22 protein-coding genes are annotated in these 21,148 nt (G+C 71.0%); 8 read left to right on the forward strand and 14 right to left on the reverse strand.

From position 1 onward, the window contains the following. The 3 genes from B7K25_RS13325 to B7K25_RS13335 all read right to left on the reverse strand — a co-directional run. The coding region (locus tag B7K25_RS13325; RefSeq protein ID WP_200807971.1) for an HtaA domain-containing protein at nucleotides 1-1,086 on the reverse strand (1,086 nt) is incomplete at its 3' end. A gap of 169 nt (nucleotides 1,087-1,255) precedes the next feature. Continuing rightward, nucleotides 1,256-2,992, reverse strand: a complete 1,737-nt coding sequence (locus B7K25_RS13330) for an alpha/beta-hydrolase family protein (RefSeq protein WP_159450221.1) — start codon at nucleotides 2,990-2,992, stop codon at nucleotides 1,256-1,258. 232 nt (nucleotides 2,993-3,224) lie between these two features. Then, on the reverse strand, nucleotides 3,225-4,481 hold the full coding sequence (locus B7K25_RS13335) for an arginine deiminase (protein WP_084106708.1): 1,257 nt from the start codon (nucleotides 4,479-4,481) through the stop codon (nucleotides 3,225-3,227). A 158-nt stretch (nucleotides 4,482-4,639) separates the two neighbouring features. On the opposite strand from B7K25_RS13335, the gene B7K25_RS13340 reads away from it, so the two are divergent. From B7K25_RS13340 to B7K25_RS13350, 3 genes are all read left to right on the forward strand, one after another. After that, complete coding sequence (locus tag B7K25_RS13340) at nucleotides 4,640-5,041, forward strand: hypothetical protein (protein WP_144019025.1); 402 nt, start codon at nucleotides 4,640-4,642, stop codon at nucleotides 5,039-5,041. 92 nt (nucleotides 5,042-5,133) lie between these two features. Continuing rightward, nucleotides 5,134-5,553, forward strand: coding sequence for a ribonuclease E inhibitor RraB (locus tag B7K25_RS13345; RefSeq protein ID WP_084106712.1), 420 nt, complete (start codon nucleotides 5,134-5,136; stop codon nucleotides 5,551-5,553). A gap of 5 nt (nucleotides 5,554-5,558) precedes the next feature. Next, nucleotides 5,559-6,083, forward strand: a complete 525-nt coding sequence (locus B7K25_RS13350; RefSeq protein ID WP_084106714.1) for a GNAT family N-acetyltransferase — start codon at nucleotides 5,559-5,561, stop codon at nucleotides 6,081-6,083. A gap of 218 nt (nucleotides 6,084-6,301) precedes the next feature. Here the strand turns inward: B7K25_RS13350 and B7K25_RS13355 are convergent, their stop codons facing one another. The 4 genes from B7K25_RS13355 to B7K25_RS13370 all read right to left on the reverse strand — a co-directional run bounded on the left by B7K25_RS13355 (nucleotide 6,302) and on the right by B7K25_RS13370 (nucleotide 10,879). Then, nucleotides 6,302-7,732 (reverse strand): MFS transporter, encoded by a 1,431-nt coding sequence (locus B7K25_RS13355; protein WP_084106716.1) that lies wholly within the window; start codon nucleotides 7,730-7,732, stop codon nucleotides 6,302-6,304. Nucleotides 7,733-7,869: 137 nt separating this feature from the next. Continuing rightward, a complete protein-coding gene (locus B7K25_RS13360) occupies nucleotides 7,870-10,005 on the reverse strand; it encodes an alpha/beta fold hydrolase (RefSeq protein WP_084106718.1) in 2,136 nt (711 codons plus the stop codon). A gap of 2 nt (nucleotides 10,006-10,007) precedes the next feature. Continuing rightward, complete coding sequence (locus B7K25_RS13365; RefSeq protein ID WP_084106720.1) at nucleotides 10,008-10,619, reverse strand: TetR/AcrR family transcriptional regulator; 612 nt, start codon at nucleotides 10,617-10,619, stop codon at nucleotides 10,008-10,010. Beyond that, entirely contained in the window at nucleotides 10,616-10,879 is a 264-nt protein-coding gene (locus tag B7K25_RS13370; RefSeq protein WP_084106722.1) for a hypothetical protein, read from the reverse strand. The genes B7K25_RS13365 and B7K25_RS13370 overlap by 4 nt, the downstream gene beginning before the upstream one ends. Nucleotides 10,880-11,165: 286 nt before the next feature. On the opposite strand from B7K25_RS13370, the gene B7K25_RS13375 reads away from it, so the two are divergent. Then, nucleotides 11,166-11,801: a nucleoside/nucleotide kinase family protein gene (locus tag B7K25_RS13375; protein ID WP_200807972.1), complete on the forward strand. Its 636-nt coding sequence runs from the start codon at nucleotides 11,166-11,168 to the stop codon at nucleotides 11,799-11,801. Nucleotides 11,802-12,081: 280 nt separating this feature from the next. On the opposite strand, the gene B7K25_RS13380 is transcribed toward B7K25_RS13375, so the two are convergent. The 3 genes from B7K25_RS13380 to B7K25_RS13390 all read right to left on the reverse strand — a co-directional run bounded on the left by B7K25_RS13380 (nucleotide 12,082) and on the right by B7K25_RS13390 (nucleotide 13,681). Next, the gene (locus B7K25_RS13380; protein ID WP_084106724.1) at nucleotides 12,082-12,675 is read right to left on the reverse strand and encodes a short chain dehydrogenase; all 594 of its coding nucleotides are present in this window, start codon (nucleotides 12,673-12,675) and stop codon (nucleotides 12,082-12,084) included. A 66-nt stretch (nucleotides 12,676-12,741) separates the two neighbouring features. Then, nucleotides 12,742-13,392 (reverse strand): hypothetical protein, encoded by a 651-nt coding sequence (locus B7K25_RS13385; protein WP_084106725.1) that lies wholly within the window; start codon nucleotides 13,390-13,392, stop codon nucleotides 12,742-12,744. Between the two features lie 7 nt (nucleotides 13,393-13,399). After that, on the reverse strand, nucleotides 13,400-13,681 hold the full coding sequence (locus tag B7K25_RS13390) for a hypothetical protein (RefSeq protein ID WP_084106727.1): 282 nt from the start codon (nucleotides 13,679-13,681) through the stop codon (nucleotides 13,400-13,402). 105 nt (nucleotides 13,682-13,786) lie between these two features. Between B7K25_RS13390 and B7K25_RS13395 the strand changes: the two genes are divergently transcribed. From B7K25_RS13395 to B7K25_RS13410, 4 genes are all read left to right on the forward strand, one after another. After that, nucleotides 13,787-14,743, forward strand: a complete 957-nt coding sequence (locus B7K25_RS13395; protein ID WP_084106729.1) for a 5'-nucleotidase — start codon at nucleotides 13,787-13,789, stop codon at nucleotides 14,741-14,743. Between the two features lie 48 nt (nucleotides 14,744-14,791). Further along, nucleotides 14,792-15,946: an ATP-binding protein gene (locus B7K25_RS13400; RefSeq protein WP_200807973.1), complete on the forward strand. Its 1,155-nt coding sequence runs from the start codon at nucleotides 14,792-14,794 to the stop codon at nucleotides 15,944-15,946. A 103-nt stretch (nucleotides 15,947-16,049) separates the two neighbouring features. Next, complete coding sequence (locus B7K25_RS13405) at nucleotides 16,050-16,724, forward strand: SDR family NAD(P)-dependent oxidoreductase (RefSeq protein ID WP_084106731.1); 675 nt, start codon at nucleotides 16,050-16,052, stop codon at nucleotides 16,722-16,724. Between the two features lie 235 nt (nucleotides 16,725-16,959). Continuing rightward, nucleotides 16,960-18,201 (forward strand): mechanosensitive ion channel family protein, encoded by a 1,242-nt coding sequence (locus tag B7K25_RS13410; RefSeq protein ID WP_084106733.1) that lies wholly within the window; start codon nucleotides 16,960-16,962, stop codon nucleotides 18,199-18,201. 100 nt (nucleotides 18,202-18,301) lie between these two features. On the opposite strand, the gene B7K25_RS13415 is transcribed toward B7K25_RS13410, so the two are convergent. The 4 genes from B7K25_RS13415 to B7K25_RS13430 all read right to left on the reverse strand — a co-directional run bounded on the left by B7K25_RS13415 (nucleotide 18,302) and on the right by B7K25_RS13430 (nucleotide 21,148). Then, nucleotides 18,302-19,279 (reverse strand): zinc-binding dehydrogenase, encoded by a 978-nt coding sequence (locus B7K25_RS13415; protein WP_084106735.1) that lies wholly within the window; start codon nucleotides 19,277-19,279, stop codon nucleotides 18,302-18,304. A 334-nt stretch (nucleotides 19,280-19,613) separates the two neighbouring features. Further along, nucleotides 19,614-20,504 carry an SDR family oxidoreductase gene (locus tag B7K25_RS13420; protein WP_084106737.1) on the reverse strand — a complete coding sequence of 297 codons (891 nt, stop codon included), beginning with the start codon at nucleotides 20,502-20,504 and terminating at the stop codon, nucleotides 19,614-19,616. Nucleotides 20,505-20,564: 60 nt separating this feature from the next. Continuing rightward, a complete protein-coding gene (locus B7K25_RS13425; RefSeq protein WP_084106739.1) occupies nucleotides 20,565-20,870 on the reverse strand; it encodes a HigA family addiction module antitoxin in 306 nt (101 codons plus the stop codon). Then, on the reverse strand, nucleotides 20,870-21,148 hold the full coding sequence (locus tag B7K25_RS13430; RefSeq protein WP_084106741.1) for a type II toxin-antitoxin system RelE/ParE family toxin: 279 nt from the start codon (nucleotides 21,146-21,148) through the stop codon (nucleotides 20,870-20,872). Before B7K25_RS13430 ends, B7K25_RS13425 begins: the two co-directional genes overlap by 1 nt.

A 21,148-nucleotide genomic window follows, 5' to 3' on the forward strand; every position in this document is an offset into this window, starting at 1 on the left:
CACCTCGATGCCATAGTCCGGCTCGGGCTCGGCGAAGGTGATGGGGGTGTAGGTCTCGAAGGGTGCGTAGACCGCGCCGGAGCCGGGGTAGGTGTAGATGCCGTAGTTGCCGGTGAGCTCGGGCTGCGCGTCGGAGACGTTGAGGGTGACCTCGAAGGACCCGTCGGCGTTGAGGGCGACGGCCTCTGCGCCGAGGGCGTCGACGTTGGAGGCGTCGACGGCCCAGCGCTGCTCGATGACGGTGCGTGCGGTGCTGGGGACGCCGGCAGAAGGCTTCCAGGTGTCGGGGAAGTTGCCGAACACGACGTAGGCGCCGCCGAACTGGCAGTTGACCCAGGTCATGCCCTCGCGCTCGCACAGTGGGGCTCGGGTGGCGGTGGTGGCTGGGGCGTTGGGCACGAATCCGGTGCCGGTGATGGTGACGGTCTCACCCTCACCGTCCAGGTCGGTCGTCTTGGAAACGGTGACGCTCGGCGCGACCGGCTCAGGCTCCGGCTCCGGCTCGGGTGCCGTGTAGGAGAAGGTCAGCGGAGCGAGCACCTCGCCCGCGGCGTAGGTGAACGCCCCCGCCGCGTCGGATGCGAGGGTCGCGTTCGCGCCGCTCACCGTGACGACGCCGTCGGCCTCGGAGACGGCACCTGCGGTCCACGTCAGGTTCGCGACCGGCACGCGGCCGCCGCCAAGGTCGGCGGTGAGGACGCCGCCCGTGGCGCTCGAGATCTCGATCGAGGGGTCCGTGAGCGTCACGTCGATGCCGTGGTTGGGCTTCTGCCACCGCACCGCACCGTCGTACGCCACCGTGCCGAGTCCGTCGTCGCCGATGGTGGCGGTGGACTCGGGGAACGTCGACACGCTGTCGGGGGCGCCAGCATCTGCCGCGGGAGCGGTCGCAGTGATGGTGCCCGCTCCCGGAACCGAGACGCCGAGCACGTAGTTGCGCCACGAGGTCTTGAAGGCCCAGTCGAGGGACGGGGCCGTCGCCGCGGCGGCAGGGCCCGCAGTGACGAGCACGCTCGCGACGAGCATGGCGAGCATCGCCAAGGCGATGGAGGTGGCGTGGCGCGACGAGCGCAGGCGCAAGGACAAGGGGGACGCTCCCAGATGGTCGAAGGGGGAGTGCATCGGTGCACAGAGCACGCCAGGTAAGGCATGCCTCACCCGGGAGACTAGCGGCGGGAACGCTATAAAGGCAATTTCGTTGTTGCGATATTGCGAAACTGATACTGAAGGGTGAAAGCCAGCCGGCGCATCGGCCCTACGACGCCGCTGCCTCGAGGGTCGCGAGCCGAGCCAGCTCGCGCTCGTCGAGCACCTCCGCGAGGGAGTCGAGCCGCACGGACGACCACCCCGGCGCGTCCGTCACGCCCGCCCACGCCGCAGCGTTCGCGCGGTGGCTGTAGAGGTGCCCGTAGCCCTGGGGGATCGAGCCGGCAGCCGGAAGGTCGAGCAGCACCTGCCACATCGTCACGAGCGGGTACCAGGTCATCTGGTTCGACACGTCGGGCGCCCGCTCGCCCACGAGCCACTCGGGCTCGTTGAGCGCGAGCTGCTGGTTGAACCAGACCACCGGGTCCGACCCGTGCTGCATGTAGAGCACGCGTGTCGGACCCCACAGCCCGCCCTCCGGCGTGACCCCGCGCTCGTCGGCGAAGCGCACCGTCTCGCCGCCGTGGAACACGGGCAGCCACGCCGGGCTGCCGCCGTCGCGCGCGGCCGTGATCTCGTAGTGCATCTCGTTGAGGAACGGCGGTCCGACGAGGAGCGCGCCGTCGACGGGCTCGTTGAGGATGTCGGGGCTCGACAGCACCGCCTCGACGCCCGTCGAGCCGAGCGACAGCCCGTAGAGGTAGAGGCTCGGGCGCGAGTCCTCCGGCAGCGTCGACCAGTGATCGTGGATCAGGCGGAAAACCTCGCGCGACGTCTCTTGGACGACGTCCTGGTCCGCGAGCAGCGAGATCCAGCTGGGCAGGTACGAGTACTGCACGCCGGCGATCGCCGTATCGCCATTCCAGAGGTGCTCGAGGGGGTCGATGCCGCGCGGGTCGATGAGGCCGGTGCCCGTCACGGTGGTCACGACGAGCACCTCGCGGTCGAACGCTCCCATCCGGTCGAGCTCGGCGAGCATGAGGTCGGCACGCTCCTCGAGCGTGTCCGCCGACCGGAGCCCCACGTACGCGCGGATGGGCTCGAGCGCCCCGCCGCCGGTGACCACGTCGATGTCCGCGGCCGTCGGGCCGGTGCTGACGAAGGACCGGCCCTGTCGCCCGAGGGTGTCGAACGGCACCAGGGAGTCGGGCGAGCCCGACCGTAGCGAGGAGGTCGGCTGCGTGACGCCGGGCTTGTCCTGCAGGTCCCGTCCCGAGAAGATCCAGTTCGACGTGGTGAAGAACGCGTTGACGAAGGCTCCCGACGCCACCCACCACAGCGCCGCGACCAGGACGACGCTGGCGACGGCCACCGCGAGCCGGCGCGGCAGCCACCGGTCCAGTAGGTCGTCGGCCCATCGGAACAGCGTGCGCAGCGCCCGTGCCGCCGCGAGCAGCAGCGCCGCGACCACCGCGCCCACGGCGATGATCACGGGCCAGACCATGGGGGACAGTGGCTCCATGCCGAACAGCAGGCGCAGGTCGTTCTGCCAGCCGACGTAGCCCCAGATCGCGAGGCCCGCCTGCACGCCGATGAGGAGGAGCGAGGCGAGCACCAGCACGACGCGCACGCGGCCGGTCGCGGTCGGCCCGCGCAGGAACCGCCACACGGTGAAGATCGCGACGCCCAGTCCGTAGCCCACGATGAACGCGACCCCCGAGCCGATGCCCTGCGCATAGCCCGCGCGCGGCAGCAGTGAGGGGGTGAGGGAGATCGCGAAGAAGTACAGACCGATGAGCAGGCCGACCGCGGAGAACGACGGCTCGAGGATGCCCGGCGCCCGTTCGCGCGGCGGCGGCGGCTCGGTGAGGCGGCGCTTCGCGCGATCCCACGGCGTGCCGGTCACCGCACCTCCCCTCGACGCGGCCAAGGTCCCTGGTGCGAGCGTAGCGCGGGGCCGCCGGAGGGCCGATGCGCTCGCTGGGTGTGGTGCGGCCGCGACTTTTTCGACACGAGAGTGTTGCGTTTATCGGGGGTGTGGTCGTAGAGTCGCCGTCGAGGGCCCCCGGACGGGCCGGAGGACGGGACACCTCCGGCTCACCGGGGGCTCACGACGTTCCCGAGCGGGCGCGGTCGCGTCAGGCGTCGCGGCGCAGCGGCTGGGTCATGCAGTGCGCGCCGCCGCGGCCGCGGCCGAGCTCGGCGCCGACGATCTCGAGGACCTCGATGCCCGCCTCGCGCAGCAGCGCATTGGTGTGGGTGTTGCGGTCGTAGGCGACGATGACGCCCGGCTCGAGGGCGAGCACGTTGTTGGCGTCGTCCCACTGCTGACGCTCGGAGGCGTAGCGATCGCCTCCGGTCTCGATGACGCGAAGCCTGTCGATGCCGAGCGAGCGGGCGACGACGTCGAGGAAGGGTGCGTGCTCCTCGCGCACGTCGAGCATGACGGGAGGCTCGGCCTCGTAGATCGAGTACGTCTCGATCTGGTCGACGATGCCGGGGAAGATCGTCACGAGGTCGCGGTCGCACATCGTGAACACGGTGTCGAGGTGCATCGCGGCGCGCAGCTTGGGCATCTTCGCGACGATGACGTGGTGCGCGGCGCCCGCGCTGAACAGCTCGGTCGCGAGCTGGGTGATCGCCTGGCGGCTGGAGCGCTCGGACATGCCGATGACGACCACGCCTCCGCCGAGCGGCATGACGTCGCCGCCCTCGAGGGTCGCGAGCCCTTGGTCGAGCTCGGGGTCTCCCCACCAGCGCGTGACGGTTCCCTCGAACAGCGGGTGGAACTCGTACACCGCCTTCATGAGCAGCGTCTCGGCGTGGCGCGCCGGCCAGTACAGCGGGTTGAGCGTGACGCCGCCGTAGACCCAGCTGGTCGTGTCGCGCGTGTAGAGGGTGTTGGGCAGGGGAGGCATGAGGTAGTCGCGCATGCCCGACTCCTCGCGCACGAGCGCGATCGATGGCGGCGAGAAGTCGCGCGGCAGGTCGCTGGTGCTGAGCCCGCCCAGGACGTAGCGCGCGAGGATGTCGCTGGGCAGCTCGTCGAGGAACGCGCGCACGTCGGCCACGAGGCCCAGCCCCACCTCGTTGGGCGTGATCTTGCGGTCCAGCAGCCAGGCCCTCGCGTGCGGCAGGTCGAGCGTCTCCGTGAGCAGCCGGTGCAGCTCGAGCACCTCGATGCCGCGGTCGTCCATGAGCGAGACGAAGGCGGCGTGGTCGCGGCGCGCGTTCTCCACCCACATGACGTCGTCGAACAGCAGCGCCTCCGCGTTGGACGGCGTGAGGCGGTTGTGGGCGAGGCCCGGCGAGCACACGAGGACGGAGCGCAGCCGGCCGACCTCGGAGTGGGCGCCCCACTGCTGCGGCACGGTGTCGAGCGCGGTCTTGTCCATGGGGTGCACCTCCTCAGGCGAACGTACCAGCGTGCCGCCCGCCCTTCCCGCCCCGCCCCGCCCGGCCCCGCCCCGTCACGCTGGAGGAAGGTTCTCTGCGCGGTTCGTGGTGACGGCGCGTCGTGGAGGACGAGAATCCAGCGCGCTACTGTTCGATCGTGACCATCGAGGACACGCCGCCGCCTCCCGCGAGTGCGGACCGCCGGCGAGTGCGCCGTGGCGCGGCTGTGGGTATCGCGGCGGCGATCGTCACGCTCGGCCTGATCGGCGCGGCGCTCGCAGCCTCGCTGCACCCGGCGTACCTCGAGGGATACGTGGAGGAGGGTTCGACCCTTCGGATGAGCGCGTGCCTGGGGTCCGACGAGGCGGTCGCGTGGGCGCGCACCACAGAGGAGGGCGGTCGTGTGGTCGTCGACGTCCGCGCGATCACGGTCCTTCCGCCGGGCGTGCCCCGCAACGCCGCCCTGACCTGCGACGTCGTGGACATCGAGCTCGGTGCGCCCCTGCTCGACCGCGTCGTCGTCGTGCCCGACGGGACCGAGCTCCAGCCGTTGCCGTGAGCTCAACCCGGCGAGCGCATCGGCGCTGCAGACGGGAGGCGGCGTCGCCAACCCCGTGAGGAGGCCTCCTCGAAAGGGTTTAGCGTGAGCACATGGGACTGTTCTCGAAGCTGACCGCAGGCAAGCGCAAGCGCGTCGACCCCTACGGGCTGTGGTCGGACGACGCCGAGCAGCTGCAGACGTTCCTCGACCGCGGCGCGAGCATCGACGCTCCGCGCGACTCCGAGTTCTCCGTCTCCTTCACCAAGGAGGACGCCGCCCGCGCCGCCGGCAAGGAGCTGGGCGAGCTGAAGGTGCGAGGCGAGCTCGTCGCTCCGAGTCACGGCGTCGACGAGTGGTCGGTGCTCATCTACGGTCGCGAGCAGCCGCTGGTGCCGGACTTCCTGCGCGAGACGATCGACCTCGCCGAGCGGATCGCCGCGACCCACGGCGGCGAGTACGAGGGGTGGATCGCCAAGTACACGGCCGACGAGAAGGCCGCGTGGGGCGTCGAGTTGCTCTTCGATGACTGACCGGGATGGCTGAAGCGCGTCCCGCGCCCGACGTCCGCCTGCGCCGTTGGACGGACGCCGACCTGCCGATCCTCGTCGCATCCAACTCCCCGGAGATGACTCGGATGCTGGGCGGCCCCGAGTCGAGCGCGCAGGTGCGCCGGCGCCACGAGCGCTACCTGCGCGGCTGGGACGTCGGCAACCCGCGCATGTTCTCCGCCGTCTCCACGGACGGGCGGCCGCTCGGCTCGGTCGGGTGGTGGGAGTCGACCTTCGACGATCGCGACGTCTACGAGCTGGGTTGGGTGGTGCTGCCCGCGCAGCAGGGACGCGGCGTCGCGTCGGCCATGGCGCGGCTCGCGGTGGATGACGCGCTCGGCCACGGCGACGGCCGCGACCTCATGGCCTGCCCGCCGGTCGAGAACGCCGCCTCCAATGGAGTGTGCCGCGCGGCTGGCTTCACGCTGGCGGCGACGCGGCCGGAGGAGTTTCGCGGTGTCCAGCTGACGCTGAACTTCTGGGTGCGGTCAGGGGCGGCGTCAGGCTCGTAGCGCCGATGCGCGCGCCGGCTCGGGCGCGCAGGCGCGGTTGAGCCGGTGGTGAGCTGAGGAACTGCGCCGGGTCAGGCGGCGCAGGTGCAGCGGTCGGCCTCGGCGACGCCGGCGAGCGCCTCCTCGACGTGCAGGCCGCAGCCGGTCCAGGTGGTCTTCTCGCAGGTCGCGCAGCGGATGGGGGAGCACATGTCTGCCATTGTCGCAGACGGCGCTGGCTAGGTCGTGGCCTCGGCCGGCGGCGCAGGGTTGCGGATGCCGAGCCAGGACACGAGGCCACCGAGCGCCATCGCGACGGCCGTCGCGACCATCGCGCGGTGGAAGCCGCCGAGGTCCAGCTCGCCGCCGACGATCGCCGCGACACCCGCGATCGCGATGAGCCCGGCGATGCGCGACACCGCGTTGTTGGTGGCCGACGCGATGCCCGAGCGCTCGGGCTCGATCGCGCCGAGGATCGCGGCGGTCAGCGGCGACACCGTCACGGTGAGCCCGAAGCCGAACACGACGACCCCCGGCAGCAGCTGCCACCACAGGTTGAGGTCCTCGCTCACCAGCAGCATCATGAGCGAACCGACGGCCATGATCAGCGGGCCCGCGGTCATGAACAGGCGCGGACCCAGCGTCCCGGCGAGCGCGCCCATGCGCGGGGACAGCAGGATCATCAGGATGGTGATGGGCAGCGTGGTGAGCCCGGCCGCGGTGGCGGAGAGCCCGGCCTGCTCCTGCAGGTAGACCACGATGACGAAGCCGTTGAGCGATAGCGCTCCGTAGATCAGCCACGTCGCGAGGTTGCCCCACGCGAAGTTGCGCACCCGGAACAGGCCGAGCGGGAGCATCGGCGCCGGTGCACGGGTCTGCCACCACAGAAAGCCCGCCAGCGAGGCGGCGCCGACGAGCCCTGGGAGCCACACGAGCGGCGAGGCCCACCCCAGGTTCGGCTCCTCGATGAGGGCGAACACGACACCGCCCAGCCCCACCACGCACAGGACGGCGCCCACGTAGTCGACACGCGCATCGGCCCTGCGGACGTCGCGCTGCGTGAGGCGAGTGAGGAGCCACAGGGTCGCCGCGATGGGCAGAACGTTGATGAGGAAGGCGAGGCGCCACGACGCCAGGTCGACGAACAGGCCGCCGATGATGGGGCCCGCGACCATCGCCGCGCTGGTCAATCCGGTCCACGTGCCGATGGCCTTCGCCTGTGCGGCGCCGCGGAAGTTCGAGGTGATGAGCGCGAGCGAGCTGGGGACGAGCATCGCGCCGGCGATGCCCTGCAGCAGGCGCGCGACGATGAGCACGGGCGCGCTCGGGGCGAGCGCGATGAGGACGCTCGTGACGCCGAAGCCCACGAGGCCCCAGCGGATGACCCGGATCCGGCCGTAGGTGTCGGAGACGGAGCCCGCGACCAGGATGAACGCGCCGAGCGTCAGGAGGTACGCGTCGACCGTCCACTGCTGGGTGGCGATGCCGCCGCCGAGCTCCTCGACGATCGCCGGCAGCGCGACGTTGACGATGGTGCCGTCGAGGAAGCTCACGAACGACGCGAGCACCGCGATCCAGAGAATGAGGCGCTGCTCGCGAGGGACGTCGGAGACGCCTGGTGGGCCGGCGGAAGGTCCGGCCGGCGTCGCGCCGGGGGCGGGGGAGGACACGTGCTCAGGCTACGTCGCGAGAGGGCGTGCGGTGTCGTCTGCGTCGCCCTGCCGCCCTCCCCAACCTTGGCGCGCAGATGGTGCCCCAGCGTCGGTTCTCGAAGCCGCGTGTCACGCGATGGTGCGTGAGTGTCGGCCTACAGCAGCTGCCCGATGAGAGCCGCCGCGCGCGCGGCCCCGTCCGGCGACACGTCCAGGTAGTCGACCGGCGCGCCCAGCAGGTCCACCAGCGCATCGGCCACCGCTGTGGGAGACAGATCGTCGTACTCCATGCACCGCCCCGCGCGGTAGCGCTCCAGCCGCGCGCGCACGTGGTGGTTCTGCTCGAAGTGGTCGCGCAGCGGCACGTAGATGAACGGCACCTTCGCGGCGGTGAGCTCCATCGTGGTGGTGAGGCCGCCCTGGACGATGGCGACGTCGCACGCGGCGAGCCAGCGATAGAGGCGGTCGACGTATGCGTGGTAATCGACGCCCTCGACCTCCGGCATGGTCGCGGGGTCGATGCGCGGCCCCGTCACGACGACGACGCGCAGCTCCGGGATCGAACGGCGCGCCGCCGGGACGGCTGAGACGACCCGCAACAGCAGATCGCGTCCCACCCCCGTGCCGCCCACGGCGACGACGCACACCTTCTCGCGCGGCCCGAAGCCCACGGACGCGCGCAGCTTGTCGCCGTCGCCCAGCGATCGCGGGTCGAAGCCGGTGATGTACCCGGAGAAGTCGAAGTGGCTCTCGGTCCACTCGCGAATCCCCGGAAGCCCGGGACCGAGCGTGCCGGGCACGATGTCGTCCGGGCTGCCGACGAACACCGCCGCGTCGCGCAGGTCAGGATGGTTCGCGACGTGCTCGATCATCTCGAGGTTGAGGTCCGCGGCCACCTCGGCCTGCCGCTCTCCGCCGCCCGCCATCGGCAGCTGCCCCACGAAGTCGGTCATCCATGCGAGCGGCGCGCGCTTGAGCGCTGGATTCTCGAACAGGTGGTAGTCGAGCTCCCAGGACTCATCGGCGATGACCGCGTCGTAGGGCGTCTCCGCCGTGACCTCGTCGAGCACGTGGAAGTTGTGGCACAGGATCTCGTCCATCTCGCGCAGCGCCTGTAAGGCGTCGAGCGCGTGCTCGCCGCACTCCGCCTCGATGTGCGCGGACTCGCTCGCGAGCAGGGACGATGCGGGGTGGATCGTGTGCCCCGCCGCTGCGAGCACCGTCGTCACCGGGCTCTGCGCGAGCCACTCGATCTCGAGGTCGGGGTGCGCCTGCTGCAACTCCTCGGCGATGGCGACGTCGCGGCGCGCGTGGCCCAGGCCGATGGGGGAGGACAGGTACAGAGCCCTGCGACGGGCCGATGCGGGTGCCGCGTAGGCGGTCGCGTCGAGCCGCTCTCGACTGGGCTCGGTGGGGGCGAACACCTTCCGCGCGAAGGCCCGGAGGGCGTGGTTGATCTGCACGGGATAGCGCCCCTGGGGCGCGTGGCCCACTCCGTCCATCACCATCAGCCGGGCGCTGGGGATGAACTGGGCGGCCTGGTGCGCCCCGGCGACGTCCGCGATGCGGTCCTCCGTGCCGTGAACGATCAGCATCGGCACACGCGACTCTGCGAGCCTGGCGTGCCAGTCGTCCACGTCGATGTCGGCCTGCTGGTCGATAGCGTTCGCGCCGATGTCCGCGTCCTGCGACATACCCCACTCCAGGACGTCGTCGACGCCTTTGGTGGAGTGCGCATCGGTGCAGATCTGCTCGGCGAAGAAGCGCAGGAAGTCCTCCTGGTCGCGGCGCAGGTACTCCGGGTTGACCTTCGACCACCCCTGCGGCCGTGGATTGGTCACCGGGTCGAACGGGACAGTGCCGTCCGCCCAGCACGGCGGGTCCACGCGGAACGGGTGATCGGCGCCGATGATGCACGCGCCAGCCACCAGGTCCGGGCGGTAGGCCGCCAGGCTGTAGGCGAGGGTGCCTCCCATGGACACGCCGGCGACGACCGCCCGCGCGGGGCAGGTCGCCTCGAGAACTGCGGCCGCATCGGCCAGCCGCGTGCTCTGCGAATAGCGCTCGCTGTGCGCAGGCCCGGTCGAGCGCCCGGCGCCAGCGGCGTCGAACACCACCACACGGAAGTGGCGGGACAGGTACGGGATCTGCATCTTCCAGCTGCGGGAGTCGACGAGCTCCCATGTCGGCAGGAGGACGATGGTGGGCGCATCGCGCTCGTAGACGTCGTAGGCGATGGTGGCGCCGTCGCGGTCGACGGTGCCGGAGCGGGTCGGTTCGACGGCGTGCATGGTCAGCCCTCCTCGGTTGCCGCCGCGCGGCGCTCGGCCGCCTCGATGACGCCGCCGACGGCTCGCAGGGCGTCGCGGATGGGGTTCGATGCGGACTCGTGGTCGGCGAGGACGACCGACTCCGCGCCCAGGAAGACCGCCCCCGCGAGCGAGGCGAGGTGCGCAGGAGGCATGCCGAGGTCGAGCCCGCGCGCCTCGTGGTGGGCGAAGGCGTCGGTGAGGACGGTGATCCAGCCCTCGAGCATGGCGGAGACGGGCTCGCGGATGCCGGGCTGCGAGTAGCCGGCGGCAAGCAGTTCCTGGAGGATGCGCACGTAGCCGGAGTCGAGATCCTCGTCGAGGTAGTCGCAGGCGCGCGCCCATTGCGCGGACAGCGGCTCGTCGCTGGCGAACATGGCGGCCTGCCGGTCGACGAGGCTCGCGTTCTCCGCCTCGAAGAGCCTCAGGACCAGGTTCTCCTTGGAGCCGAAGTGGTAGTGGATCTGGCTGAGCGGCACACCCGCGCGCTCGGCGACCTTGCGGGTCGACAGCGCGGCGTAGCCATCCTCGAGCACGGCGCCGCGAGTCGCGCTGAGGATCGCGTCCTTGGTGGTCGCGGTGGCGGGAACGCTCATACGGCGGACGGCCGTCCGTGGTCGAGCGCATCGGCCCAGCGACGGGTGTGCGTCGAGACTGCGTTCAGCGCGACCTGGCCGGCACGGCGCAGGCGATCGAGGGGGCTGCGGTGGCGAGGCGTGTCGTGGTGCTGGACATGGTCGGCGGTCATCTCGCGACTCAGGCGTTCGCCCACATCGCGCGCGGCGAGGTAGGCGAGCGAGGCAAAGGGGTCCGGCGCCGGGACGACGGCGGGGGAGCGAGGGTGCGGTGAGGTCATCGTGGGGACTCCGTTCCTCGTTCGGTCGATCGACCGAACACCTCCAGTCTGCGCCCGGTGGCGGAGCCTGTCAACCCCTGGCCAGCGTCGCGCCCTGCGCGAGCCGCGCAAACCCGTATTCCTCACCTTGGCGCGTCCCGCTATCCCGCCCTCCCCAACCTTGGCGCGTGCCGCCGTCCCGCCCTCCCCAACCTTGGCGCGCAGATGGTGGCTGAGCGTCGGTTCTGGAAGTCGCGCGTCGCAGGATGGTGGCTGGTTGTCGTCGCGCTCGCGGCACACTGGGCTCGTGATCAGTTTTGAAGAGTGCGTCGCTGCGGCATCACGCATGGCCGATGCGGGCTCGCGGTCCGTTGTCGGCCTCGCCGGGGCGCCGGGGTCGGGGAAGTCGACGCTTGCCGCGCGCCTCGCCGATGCGGTCGGCGCCAAGCCCGACGGCACGCCGCGCGCGGTCGTGGTGCCGATGGACGGCTTCCACCTCGCGCAGGCCGAGCTCGAGCGGCTCGGGCGTGCGAGCCGCAAGGGCGCGATCGACACGTTCGACGGACACGGGTTCGTCGCGCTGCTGGCGAGGCTCCGCGCCGCCGAGGAGGACGTCACCTATGCGCCGAGCTTCGATCGCACCCTCGAGGAGCCGATCGCCGGCGCCATCCCCGTGCCGCGCGCCATCCCGCTCGTGATCGTGGAAGGGAACTACCTGCTTGCGGACGCACCGCCGTGGGACGCCATCCGGCCGATGCTCGACCTCGCCTGGTACGTCGAGGTGCCCGAGACCGTCCGACTCGAGCGGCTGGTTGCGCGGCATGTCGCCCACGGCCGGTCGGCTGAGGATGCGCGCGCCTTCGCGCTGGGCTCGGACCAGGCGAACGCCGACCTCATCGCGACGACTCGCCACCGCGCCGATGCGGTCGTCGGCCTGGGCTGACCGGCGACTCGCCCTCGGGGGTGACGCTGAGTCACCACTGCGGCTCAGTGCACCCCAGAAAGCCGACAGCCGCGCACCAGTTCCGCGCTAAGGACCAGGAGTGGGTCCGCGGGCGCGGACCGCGAGGCACGTGCGGGGCGCGGACGACACGCAGCCACCATTGCGGCGCCGTGCACCCCGGAAAACCGACAGCCACGCACCAGTGCCGCGCTAAGGCAGAGAGGGGGCGAAGGTAAGGGTCGCGCTGCGGCTGCTTTGGGACCGCGGCAGGTGATGCCCGTCAGTCGAGGGCGAGGGTGCGGCCCGTGCGCGCGCCCGCCACGGCGCGCAAGTACGCCTGGCCCACGACCGCGTCCGGCACGGGCGTGAACCCGGGGAACAGGGCGTGGTGGCCCGTGGACGACTCCAGCACGCCGGGGCTCACCACGTTGATGCGGATCCCACGGGGCATCTCGGGCGCGGCCGCCATCACGTAGGACTCGAGCGCGCCGTTGGCCATGGCCGCCGCGGCGCTCGCGGCGATGGGCTCACGGCTGAGGATACCGGAGGTCAGTGTGAACGAGCCGCCGTCCTTCACGTACGGCAGGCCGATCCGCACCACGTTGAGCTGCGACACCACCTTGCTGGTGAAGGCGGAGGTGTAGTCGTCAGCAGTCAGCGCTGTGATGCGCTTGAACGGCACCGTTCCCGCCGCGATCACCACCGCGTTCACCTCGCCCACGGCCTCGAACAGCGCCTCGATCGACGCCTCATCCGTGATGTCCACGCCGGGGTCGGTCGAGCGCGCCGCGATCACCGTCTCGTAGGAAGGGTCGAGAGCAGCCTTCGCCGCCTGGCCGATCGTGCCGGTCCCGCCGATGATGAGCGCGCGCATGTGGTTCTCCTGGGTCGACGCGGATGTGCCTGGGAGGACGCCAAGCGACGCCCGTTCATTCCCCGATCACTTGGGCGACGCCTGGTCCGCCACCGTCTCTTCCACCGCCGCCAGCCAGGCGGCCCAGAAGTCCTTCCACGGCCCGGTCGCCGCGAAGGAGGGCAGCTTCTCGTGCGTGACGGTGACCTTGGTGCCCTTCGCGGCCGGGTCGAACGCGAGCTGCAGCGTGCCTAGCGAGGCGCCGTCGGAGGCGTCGGCGAGCGCGAATCGCGGCGCCTTCACTCCCGGCTTGGACGAGCGGGTCGCGGTGACGTGGGGGAGCGCCTGTCCTCGCGCCGCGTCGTCCTCCAGTAGCGCGCGCACCGCGTCCGGTGAGGCTGGGAACGTCCGCGAGCGAGACACCGTGAACGTCCCGTCGGGCATCTGGCCCGGCAGGCGCATCCCGGTGATGCGCTCGTAGCCGACCGTGACGCCCTGGGACCACCAGCCGCCGATGTCCGAGTTCGCTCCGACCCACGCGGCGATCTCCGTGTGGCTCGCGGAACGGCCCGGCCCTGAGTCGATGCGCGCGACCCAAGCGTCCCAGGTCAGGCCGGTCGCCTTGAGGATCGCGGCGTCGGAGTGCTCGGGCTCGGCGGCCCATCCCTCGGCGGTCGGGGCGGGCTCGGCGTCCTCCGCCGTGCGCGCGGCACGGTAGAGCTCGGCGAGCGAGGCCACGAGGGTCCTAGGCGGCGGGCTCGGGGGTGGCGACGGGCTCGGAGCCCGCGGTGGGCGCGTCGACGGGTCCGGCCGGAGTGGCCTTCGCGCGGGGGCGCTCGACGTTGTCGAGCAGGCGGCGCAGGCGAACGCGCGCGTTGCGGCGCTCGGCGTAGGAGCCGGCGTTCTCAAGCGTCTCGTAGGCGTCGAGCACCAGGGCGCCGACGACGGACGCCTCGTCCGTGCCGAGCCGTGCGGCGAGAGCGTGCACCGCGGCCTCGGTCGCGGCGTCCTCGATGTGCAGCGTCATGCCCACCAGTCTACGACCGCCCGCGAGCCAAGATAGGGTCGAGGTCCCGCGCGGTCCCAGCCCGCGCATCGTCCCTCTGAACCGAGAACCGCCAGGAGGTCCCGCGTGCCCGCCTACGACCTCTCCGGCCGGCTCGTGGTGGGCGTCGCATCGAGCGCTCTGTTCGACCTGACGGAGTCGGACGCGTACTTCCGCGAGCACGGGGTGGCGGCGTATTCGGAGTACCAGGACCGCAACGTCGACGTCACGCTCGAGCCCGGCCCGGCTTTCCCCTTCATCCAGCGTCTGCTGCAGCTCAACGACCTGCGGCCCGGCGACCCGCTCGTCGAGGTCATCGTGCTCTCGCGCAATGCCGCGACCACGGGCCTGCGCGTCATGCGGTCGATCGAGCGCCACCAGCTGCCCGTGACCCGCGCCTTCTTCACGCAGGGACGGTCGCCGCTGCAGTACATCGGCGCGCTGGGGATGAGCCTGTTCCTCACGCAGAACCAGGAGGACGTGCTCACCGCGGTGCGCGCCGGACACCCCGCTGGCCACGTGCTGCCATCGCCCGCGAAGTACGACATGACCGACCGGTCGCTGCGCATCGCTTTCGACTTCGACGCGGTGCTCGCCACGGACGAGTCCGAGCGGATCTTCCAGACCGAGGGCATCGACGGGTTCGTCGCGAACGAGGTCGCCAAGCGCGACGTCGCGCACGTGCCGGGGCTGCTGAAGCCCCTGCTCGCCGACCTCAACCGCATCCAGCGCATCGAGGCGGAGCTGCAGGAGCGCGACCCGGACTACGAGCCGCGGGTGCGCATCGCGCTCGTCACGGCGCGCGCTGCGCCGGCGCACGAGCGCGCGGTGCAGTCGCTGCGGTCGTGGGGCGTGACCATCAACGACGCGTTCTTCCTGGGCGGCATCGAGAAGGCCAAGGTGCTCGAGGTGCTGCGGCCCCACCTGTTCTTCGACGACCAGTCGGGCCACCTGTCGGGCGCGCTCGAGCACGTCGCCGGGGTGCACGTGCCGTACGGCGTGGCAAACGAGACGCTCGCCGAGGCGGCGGGGATCGAGATCTGACCCGTCGGCGTACCTTGCTTTTCTAACATGGAATGTTAGGATTGCAAGGTGAGCACAAAGTGGATCGCTCGACAGGCCGACCAAGGGCGCCTTGCCGCCGCGCTCGGTCGCGCGCCCGCGGTCCTGCTCACGGGTCCACGTCAGGTCGGGAAGACCTCTCTGGTCCGCCACGCCCTGGATGTCGAGCCATCGCACTACTTTGACCTCGAGGACCCGCGCGACCGTGCCCGTCTTGCGGATCCCATGCTCGCACTCGAGCGACTTCAGGGCTTGGTGGTGATCGACGAGGCGCAGCGCAACCCGGAGCTCTTCCCGGCCTTGCGGGTTCTCATCGACGCCGATCGCCGCCCCGGGCGGTTCCTTCTCCTGGGCAGCGCGTCGCCAGCGCTCGTGGGGCTTGGGTCGGAGTCGCTCGCTGGTCGCATCGCGCTGGTCGAACTCGCGGGACTCTCGCTCGCGGATGTCGGGCAGGATCAGCTCGCCCGGTGGTGGTGGAGGGGTGGCCTCCCCGAGTCGTACACCGCCGCGACGGACGCGCTCGCGACGGCGTGGCTCGACGACTACATCTCCACGTTCCTCGAGCGAGACTTGGCGCTCCTCGGCAGTCGAGTCCCGGCAGCGACCATGAGACGGTTCTGGACGATGCTCGCCCACCGCCACTCGGGGTTGTGGAGCGGCGCCGAGATGGCGCGATCGCTCGGGTCCTCTGAGCCGACTGCGCGTCGCTATCTCGACGCGCTCACGGACGCTCTGGTCGTGCGTCAGCTGCCGCCGTGGCTGGCGAACATCGGCAAGCGTCAGGTGCGTTCGCCCAAGGTCTACCTGCGCGATACGGGCACTCTGCACGCACTGCTGTCCGTGGGCGACGCCAACGAGCTGCTCTCGCATCCGATCCTCGGCGCGAGCTGGGAAGGCCTCGTGGTCGAGCACCTCGCCTCGTGGGGCGTGCCGCTGCACTTCTGGCGGACCCAGGCAGGCGCCGAGATCGACGTCGTTCTCGAGCTGGGTGCACGGCAGTGGGGCGTCGAGATCAAGCGCACGGATGCGCCACAGGTGACGCCGAGCATGCGCCATGCGCTCGAGGACCTTGGGCTTGAGCGGATTGTCGTCGCTCATGCTGGCGACAGGCGCTACCCCCTCGCCGAGCGCATCGAGGCAGTGCCGGTGCGGGAGTTGCTGCTTGCGCGCGAACCGCTGGATTAGGCCACCGCCGGCTGCAAAAGCCTCGATGGTCCGCCAAGTGGAATGCCGGCGCGGCCCGGACGCGTTAGCGTGGCGGAACCGTTCCGCTTCGAAGGAGAATCGCATGCCCACCTTGGCCATCATCGGTGCTGGACCCAACCTGGGGGCCGCGGTCGCCCGCCGGTTCGGACGCGAAGGCTTTTCCGTGGCGCTCATCTCGCGCGACCAGGCCAAGCTCGACGCCCTCGCGTCCGAGCTCGAGGCTGACGGCGTCACCGCGCAGGGCTTCTCGGCCGACGTGCGCGACGGCGCCTCGCTCGAGACCGCGCTCGGCCAGGCGGCCGAGGCGCTGGGCCCCATCACGTCCCTGCAGTACTCGCCGCTGCCCGCGCGCTCGTACCTCGAGCCGGTGCTCGACCTCACGCCCGAGCTGGCGCTCGAGGCGCTGCGGTTCTCGGCTCTGGGGCTCATCCACGCCGTGCGCGCGGTCGTAGGGCCGATGCGCGAGTCCGGTTCCGGCTCTATTCTCCTCATCAACGGCGGCACCTCGGTCAAGGCTCGGGCAGGCTTCTCCGGCACCTCGGTCGCGTTCCCCGCGGAGAGCGCGTACGGAGAGATGCTGCACGAGGCGCTCGCCGACTCGGGCGTCCACGTCGCCCAGCTGGTGATCCCGGGCGCGATCCCGAAGCTGCAGATCGAGAACGGCATCGACGGCGTCGCGGAGCGCATCTGGCAGCTCCACGCCGAGCCCGGCGAGTTCCGCACGATGCTCATCCCGCTCGAGGACGGGCGCGAGTAGAGGCCCGTTCCGTTGCGGCGGCGGCGCTGAGGCACCATCGTGTGACGCGCACCCGGCGAGACCGACAGCCAGGCACCACTACCGCGCCAAGGTGACGGGCGCACGGAGGTGACGGGCGCATCGGCGCTCCCACGTCGGGACACCGTGCAGTTTTCGCCAAACGGAACGTCGGCGTCACCCGCGTGAAACGAGCGCTCCGTAGCGTCGGAGGGGTTCCGACGCGCGGAGGAGGCTCATGCCTGACAACCCCATCGACATCCTGGTCGCGGTCGCGATCTCCGTGGCCGCGGCGGTCGCGTTCGCGCTGATCGTCAAGCTGGTCGTGTGGCTGGTGGCGCGGCGTCACCCGTGGGCCGGCGGGCTGGTGCGACGTGCCCGCAGGCCGTTCTGGGCGCTGATGCTGCTCATCGGCGTGTGGGTGGGGCTGCACGCGACGCTGTCGGACAGCGACTGGTGGCCCATCGTGGGGCGGGTGCTGACCATCGCCACGATCTGCTTCCTCGCGTGGCTGCTGGCGGCGCTCGTGCACTTCGTCACGGATCTCACACTCGAGCGCAACCGCATCGACGTGCCGGACAACCAGCTGGCGCGCAAGCTCCACACGCAGGCGATGATCGTGCGTCGGCTGCTGATCGCGCTGATCGTGGTGATCGCGATCGGTGCCTCGCTGCTGACCTTCGACTCGGTGCGGGCGGTCGGGGCGAGCGTCCTCGCGTCTGCGGGCATCGCGTCCATCGTGGCGGGCCTCGCGGCGCAGTCGGTGCTGGCGAACATGTTCGCGGGGCTGCAGCTGGTGTTCTCCGATGCGCTGCGGGTCGACGACGTGATCGTCGCGCAGGGCGAGTGGGGCAAGGTGGGCGAGATCACGCTGAGCTACGTGGTGCTCGACCTGTGGGACGACCGGCGGCTGGTGCTGCCGTGCACGTACTTCACGACAACTCCGTACGAGAACTGGACGCGCCGCGGGTCGGAGCTGTTGGGCTCGGTCGAGATGGACCTCGACTGGAGGGTGTCGCCACAGCGCATGCGCGAGCACCTCGACCGCGTGCTCGAGGAGACGCCGCTGTACGACGGTCGCGCGTCCGTGCTGCAGGTCACCGAGGCGACCGGGGGCATGGTGCGGGTGCGCGTGCTCGTCACGGCCGGCGATGCGCCGACGTTGTTCGACCTGCGCTGCTTCGTGCGCGAGGCGATGGTGCTGTTCGTGCAGTCGGAGATGCCCGACGCGGCGCCGGCGCAGCGCGTGCTCGTGTCCGAGGCGGCCAAGCCGGGACGCCGTCCCCGTGGTGCTGGGCCCGCCGAGCAGGCCGGGGAGTCCGGGCTGTTCACCGGCAGCGCCGAGGCCGAGGAGCGCGCCAGCCAGTTTGCGACGCCGCCGCGGGACGGGCGCGACGGGTCCTTGGGTGAGGCCGATGCGCGTTCAGGTGACGACGTCGTGCCCGTCACCGAGGAGGTCGCGGTGGTGGCGCGGGACTGAGGGTTCGGCAGCGACAGCCAGGCACCAGCGGGTGACGCCGAGGTCTCAGAACCGACGCTGAGCCACCATCTGGACGCCAAGGTGGAGGGCGGCGCAGGGGTTAGGGACGGAGGAGGACCTTGCCCACGCGTCCCGGGGTGAAGTGCGCGGCAACCGCATCGGCGATGTGGTCGAGGCCGAACGTCGCGTCCACCGGCAGAGTGATGGTGCCGTCGGACAGGCGCGCGAACAGCTCGCCCATGAGGCGGGTGCGGTCCTCGGCGCTCATGGTTGCCGACACGCGCGAGCCCCAGAAACCGCGGATCGTGGCCTGCTTGAAGATGATCTGGCCGGAGGTGAGCTCGAGCTTGGGCGACGCCATCGCGCCGAACACCACGAGCGTGCCGTCCTCGGCGAGCAGGTCGAGCATGTCGCCGGCGGCCTGGCCGCCCACCTGCTCGACGCCCACGCGGATCGGGGCGCCTCCGGTCACCTCGGCGACGCGGTCCTTCCAACCCTCGGAGTCGGTGGCGACCACACGGCCGATGCCCTGCTCGGCGAGCTCGGCGACGCCGTCCTCGCGGCGCACGAGCCCAACGACATTGATGCCGCGGCCCTTGGCGAGCTGTGCGACCAGGCGGCCGACGGCGCCATTCGCCGCGTTCTGGACCAGCCAGTCGCCCTCGTTCAGGTCGAGCGAGTCGAGCAGACTGATCGCGGAGAACGGCATGGACACCAGCTGCGCGGCGACCTCGTCGGGGATCGCGTCCGCGACGGGGATCAGCGCGGCGGCCTTGGCGACGAAGGACTCGGACCACACGCCGAACGTGCCGGCGCTCGCGACCCGCTGGCCGACCTCGAGGCCCTCGACGCCCTCGCCGAGCGCGTCGACGACGCCCACGGCCTCGGTGCCTGCCTTCGCTGGCATCTCGGGCTTGAACCCGTAGTTGCCGGACACGGTCCACAGGTCGTGGTTGTGGATCGCGGACAGGGTCGTGCGCACGAGCACCTCGCCGGGACCGGGCTCGGGGGTGTCGGTCTCCTCGACGGCGAGAACCTCGGTCGGGTTGCCGAACTGGTGCTGGATGAGTGCGCGCATGGGTGGTGCCTTTCCTGTCGAGGGGACACGTGGGCAACGGCGGGGGCGTGGCGGGCATTCCGGGCGCGGATGGGGAGGGCCGATGCGTTCGCTGGGTGGTGGGGGCGACAGTGAGTCACCATCGGGTGACGCGCGACTCCCAGAACCGACAGCGGTGCACCATTTGGACGCTAAGGCGGGGGAGGGGCGCGAGGCGCGGCGCGCTGCCGGGGATGTGGGCGGGGCGACAGTGAGTCACCATCGGGTGACTCGCGACTCCGAGAACCGACAGCGGCGCACCATCTGGACGCTAAGGCGGAGAGGGAGCACGGCGGGGGACCGGCGAGGTGGGCGGCTATTCGACGAGGTTGCCCTCGTCGTCGACGAGGCCTTGGTCTCGCAGCTGCGCGATGTACTTCGCCTGGCCTCGCTCGCCCTTGCCGCGGAACAGGGGCATCAGGCGCGGTAGCGCATTCGGCATGAGCAGCGCGGCGCGCACGAGCCACGACTCGGACGGCTTGGGGAACGCCTCGATCTTGGGCTTGTCAAGCAACTTCACCATGGTCGCGGCGACGTGCTCGGGCGTCTGGGGCGGGTCCTGGAACTGGAAGGCGTTGCCGCCGTCGAGGGCCTCCTGGCGCAGCATGCGAGTGTCCGTGGCGCTGGGCAGCACGGAGGACACCGTGATGCCCTTGTCTCGCAGGTCGAGCGCGATCGACAGCATCGCGCCGCGCAGCCCGAACTTCGAGGCGGTGTAGATGGGCGTCTCGCCCAGCGGGAAGATCGCGCCCAGCGACACCACGGTGATGACGCGCGGGTCCGCGGACGCGCGCAGCAACGGGATCGCGAGGCGGGTGAGCATCAGCGGCGCGTTGAGGTTCACCGTGAGTTCGCGGTCGATGGACTCGACGGAGCGCTCGTCGAACCGCTCGGCGCTGGTCATCCCCATGCAATTGACAAGGACGTCGATGCGGCCGTGCTCCGCCTCGACGGTGGCGAGCACCCGCTCCACGTCGGCGCGGGAGGTGAGGTCCCCGGTGACCACCGAGTGGCCGGTGCCGGGGAGGGAGGCCGCGACGGCATCGGCCGCCTGGGCGCGAAGATCAACCAGGACGAGCGTCGCGCCGCGCGAGGCGACTTGGCGTGCGAACTCGCGCGCGATGCCGCCGCCGCCTCCGGTGACGACCACGACCTGGCCGTCGCCCGGCCACGGGCGGGGGTGCGTGCGGGATGGCGACGGTGCCAACGGTCCTCCTCGACGTCGACGAACACAGCCGATGCTAGTGGGCGGGCATCGCGCAGCCCGCTAGGCGCTCGCGGCCTCCAGCGGGCGCAGCGGGCTGAGGTCGAGCGTCTGCCGCGCGACCCACAGGTCGTGGGCGTCCTGCATGGCGAGCCAGCTCTCGGCCGTGCCGCCGAGAACCGTGGACAGGCGCAGGGCCATCTCAGGGCTCACGCGGTTCGAACCGTTGAGCACTCGCGCGAGCGTGGAGGGAGCGACACTCAAGCGTTGGGCGAGCTCGCGGCCGCTCATGCCGAGCTCGGCGAGGTAGATCTCGGCGATGATCTCGCCCGGGTGTGGTGGGTTGTGCATCTTCTTCAGCGTGGTCATCAGTGGTAGTCCTCGTAGTCCAGGACGTGCGCGTCCCCGTCGTGGAACTCGAACGTCAGTCGCCAGTTACCGCTCACGGTGATCGACCACCGCGGTGCCTTGTCGCCCTTGAGCTGGTGAAGTCTGAATCCTGGTTTGTCCATGTCGCCGATGTCCTGGGCGGCGTCGAGTAGTCCAAGTTGGAGCCGGAGGCGCTTGGCATGGTGCGGTTGCACGCCCGCGGCGCTGCCGGACTCGAACAGTGTGCGCAAGCCCTTGTGACGAAAGGACTTGATCAC

Source organism: Demequina sp. NBRC 110056, from assembly GCF_002090155.1.
Lineage (GTDB): Bacteria > Actinomycetota > Actinomycetes > Actinomycetales > Demequinaceae > Demequina.